Consider the following 4026-nt stretch of genomic DNA (forward strand, 5'->3'; position numbering starts at 1 on the left):
TAATTGAGTCAGATGAAATTACATTCAACCGGGTTAAAACTAGGACACTAAAAAGTGAGCCCATATTGCGTAAGCCTTCATGGCTTAGAATTAAACTTCCGTCGGATTACGACCGTATTAAGATAATAAAGACCGCAATGCACCAAAATAGCTTGCACTCTATATGTGAGGAAGCATGTTGTCCCAATATCGCTGAATGTTTCAACAGCGGTACTGCTACTTTTCTGATTCTCGGTACTATCTGTACCCGCCGCTGCCCTTTTTGTAACGTAGCGCATGGCCGGCCATTAACTCCAGACGTCAATGAACCAGAAAAACTGGCGGAAACAATTACCCAGATGAAATTGCGTTATGTGGTAGTAACTTCGGTAAACCGCGACGATCTACAAGATGGTGGCGCTAAACATTTTGTAGATTGTATCCGTGCTATTCGCGCAAATAACTCTACTACTCGCATCGAAATACTAGTGCCAGACTTCCGCGGTAGAATGAAACTAGCACTTGAAATAATTAACACCGCGCCACCGGATGTGTTTAACCACAATGTAGAAAACGTACCACGTCTTTACCAGCATGTTCGACCAGGCGCAGACTATAACCGGTCTTTGACGTTACTTGAACGATTCAAAGAATACCATCCATCTTTGCCTACTAAATCTGGTCTGATGATGGGCATGGGAGAAACTAACAAGGAAATAATAGAAGTAATGCGTGATTTACGCAGACACGGGGTTACTATGCTAACGCTCGGTCAATATCTGCAGCCTAGCAGTCATCATTTGCCGGTAAAACGCTATGTGAGTCCACAAGAATTTGATGAAATAAGAGCGGAATCACTGGCTATGGGTTTTACTCATGCTGCTTGCGGTCCTTTTGTGCGCTCTTCCTACCACGCTGATTTACAGGACAAAGGCATCGAAGTGAAATAACAGATTCTACTATTTCAATAGAGAATAGCTTTTGTTCTCAGCGTCATGGCGTGTTTGTTTCACAGCATTATAAAATAGATATAATCTATGCACTCATATTGAGTCTACTCTAAACATAGTTATAACTTTTGTGCGATTAAAAATATCGTCTATGACCGTACTATCGCTCAGCTAATATTAAGTTCAAAATATGGTGTCTTATCATCTTTCATTATAATTTATGGTGCAGCATGTCTTCGGTATCACAAGCTCGGAGCTTGGGTAAGTATTTTCTTTTCATAGATAATATGCTAGTAGTAATGGGCTTTTATATCGTCTTTCCGCTTATCTCCATTCGTTTCGTCGATCAACTCGGCTGGGCCGCGCTACTAGTCGGTATTGCTCTTGGACTACGCCAATTTATCCAACAAGGTTTAGGTATTTTCGGCGGTGCTTTCGCCGATAAACTAGGAGCAAAACCCATGATTATAACCGGCATGCTGATGCGTGCTCTAGGTTTTATTTGCATGGGTATCGCCGATGAACCGTGGCTACTTTGGCTGTCTTGCATCCTGTCCGCGTTAGGTGGCACGTTATTTGACCCTCCGCGCACAGCGCTAGTTATTAAACTGACTAGACCATGGGAGCGTGGTCGTTTTTATTCACTATTAATGATACAAGACAGCACTTGTGCAATGGTTGGCGCACTGCTAGGCAGCTGGCTGCTACAATATAATTTTGAACTAGTTTGTTTAGCTGGTGCGGTGCTATTTGTCTTCGCAGCTATTTTTAATGCCTGGTTGCTACCTGCTTACCGTATTTCTATGGTACAGACTTCTATGCTGGAAGGTCTACGACGGGTACTGTACGACCAGCGTTTTGTCACCTATGTTTTAACATTGACCGGATATTATATGTTATCGGTGCAAGTGATGTTGATGCTACCTATACGGGTAAATGAGGTGGCTGGTCAGCCTGCTGCGATCAGATGGACATATGCTATAGAAGCTGCCTTATCATTATCACTATTATACCCCATTGCGAGATGGAGCGAAAAACGCTTCCGCTTAGAAACTAGGTTTATGGTTGGCCTCACGATAATGTTACTGAGTCTATTTCCGATTGGGATGATTCATAACTTACAAGTGTTATTTTTTCTCATCGGTATGTTTTATACCGGCTCGATTATCGCCGAACCAGCACGCGAAACGTTAGGCGCATCACTAGCAGATAATCGTGCTCGTGGCAGCTACATGGGTTTCAGCCGTATAGGCCTAGCTTTCGGAGGAGCAATTGGCTATAGCGGGGGCGGTTGGCTCTATGATATGGGTAACAAGCTGGATATACCGCAATTACCTTGGTTTATGCTAGGCCTTATAGGTCTAATTACCCTGCTTGGCTTCTATCGCCAGTTCCAGCAGCGCCCCATCAAACCTATGATGTTTAACCGTAGCGGTAGATCATAATAAGCAGTTATTCATAAAACCATGTATGGTATGAGTAACAAAGATACTCAAAGCAATTCTGGAAACAATAGCGCTAGCGTTAGTAAGACACTAGTCACGTATCTTCTAGCCAGATAGTTACCAAAAAAGCACTATGCAATTAAATATACCTACTTATCTGACTTTATTCCGTATTGTCATAATACCGTTCTTTGTCCTCACCTTCTATTTACCTTTTCAGGGTGGGGCGCTGGCTAGCGCGTTAATTTTCTTTATTGCCGCTGTTACTGACTGGTTAGACGGTTTTTTAGCACGCTACTGGAAACAGACTACCAGCTTTGGTGCATTTATTGATCCAGTTGCAGACAAGGTCATAGTAGCTGTTGCACTAGTACTAGTAGCAGAACATTTTCATACCTATTGGATAACGTTACCGGCAGCGACTATAATCACACGCGAAATTTGTCTCTCGGCGTTGCGAGAATGGATGGCAAAAGTAAGTAAACGCCGCAACGTTGCAGTTACCTGGATTAGCAAAGTCAAAACAACTACGCAAATGCTAGCATTGGTAGGACTATTATGGCGCCCTAAAGAGCTAGTAACATTAGTGGGTATTATTGCTTTATATATAGCTACAATATTGACTTTATGGTCAATGTTCCAATATTTATGCACGGCATGGCGCGCTATGGTACGAAAAAAACGGTAATGGTCTTGACTGGTATTTTCAACTTAGTATAATTAAGTTGAGTAGTTGGTAGGAGGCCGCAATTTAGCTGCGGGAATAGCTCAGTGGTAGAGCACAACCTTGCCAAGGTTGGGGTCGCGAGTTCAAACCTCGTTTCCCGCTCCAAAGTCAGATTACGAAATTTCATTTAATTGCTGCTTTTGTCAAGATGGCAAGCCTAATACTTATTCAGGCTGAAATGTTATCTCCTAGTTAGTTAAATCATTTATCATTCCCAATTAATTATTTCAGGTAACAGATTTACTACTCAAATGAGTAGTGTTGCCAAAAGTGCTTAAGTAAGCTCAAGCCATACTATAACAAAAATTATTTATAGACGGCGCGTTGGCAGAGTGGTTATGCAGCGGATTGCAAATCCGCCAACCTCGGTTCGATTCCGGAACGCGCCTTAAGTTTGTCTATGCCCGGGTGGTGAAATTGGTAGACACAAGGGATTTAAAATCCCTCGGCTTTTAGCTATACGAGTTCAAGTCTCGTCCCGGGTACCAGATAATCTAATTATCATCATCTAATAATACCCATTTGGGTTTCTCCCATCTACTTCTACTACTTCTACTTCATTTTCATTTCATAAGCCTGTAAGAAAGAAGGTACAAGATGAAGAATATTGTCTACGTGTCTTGTCCGGAAAGTAAACAGATTCATGTTTTGCAGATAGATAACGCGGGTGTACTAACACTACTACAAGTTGTGAATACCCCTGGAATAGGACAGCCAATGACTATCCATCCAGCCAAAACACATCTGTATCTTGGCGTACGTCCTGTCTGTAGCGTAGTCAGCTACCGCATGATCCCCAGGCGGTCGATTTGAAGGTTAGCCTTGAGCTATAGCTCAAGGCTACAACCTTCAAATCGACATCGTTTACAGCATGGACTACCAGGGTATCTAATCCTGTTTGCTCCCCATGCTTTCGTATTTGAGC

At 42.6% G+C, this 4026-nt stretch carries 3 protein-coding genes, 3 tRNA genes, 1 rRNA gene and 1 pseudogene; 7 read left to right on the plus strand and 1 reads right to left on the minus strand.

All coding sequences use genetic code 11. The annotated features are described in order from the left end of the window. Positions 1-2: 2 nt before the first annotated feature. From lipA to CEX73_RS01050, 7 genes and pseudogenes are all read left to right on the plus strand, one after another. Positions 3-929 (plus strand): lipoyl synthase, encoded by a 927-nt coding sequence (gene lipA, locus CEX73_RS01020; protein WP_101626765.1) that lies wholly within the window; start codon positions 3-5, stop codon positions 927-929. A 230-nt stretch (positions 930-1159) separates the two neighbouring features. Then, positions 1160-2374: a multidrug efflux MFS transporter MdtH gene (gene mdtH, locus CEX73_RS01025; protein WP_101626766.1), complete on the plus strand. Its 1215-nt coding sequence runs from the start codon at positions 1160-1162 to the stop codon at positions 2372-2374. A 133-nt stretch (positions 2375-2507) separates the two neighbouring features. Beyond that, complete coding sequence (pgsA, locus tag CEX73_RS01030) at positions 2508-3062, plus strand: CDP-diacylglycerol--glycerol-3-phosphate 3-phosphatidyltransferase (protein ID WP_101626767.1); 555 nt, start codon at positions 2508-2510, stop codon at positions 3060-3062. Positions 3063-3131: 69 nt separating this feature from the next. Continuing rightward, a tRNA-Gly gene (locus CEX73_RS01035) sits at positions 3132-3206 on the plus strand. A 213-nt stretch (positions 3207-3419) separates the two neighbouring features. Continuing rightward, a tRNA-Cys gene (locus CEX73_RS01040) sits at positions 3420-3490 on the plus strand. Between the two features lie 13 nt (positions 3491-3503). Further along, positions 3504-3589 (plus strand) — tRNA-Leu (locus CEX73_RS01045). A gap of 109 nt (positions 3590-3698) precedes the next feature. Further along, positions 3699-3893 (plus strand): annotated as a pseudogene (locus CEX73_RS01050) (6-phosphogluconolactonase); the annotation flags it as partial. A 7-nt stretch (positions 3894-3900) separates the two neighbouring features. Here the strand turns inward: CEX73_RS01050 and CEX73_RS01055 are convergent. Next, positions 3901-4026 (minus strand): 16S ribosomal RNA (locus CEX73_RS01055); the annotation flags it as partial.

Source organism: Candidatus Palibaumannia cicadellinicola, from assembly GCF_002855795.1.
Classification (GTDB): Bacteria; Pseudomonadota; Gammaproteobacteria; order Enterobacterales; family Enterobacteriaceae; genus Baumannia; species Baumannia cicadellinicola_C.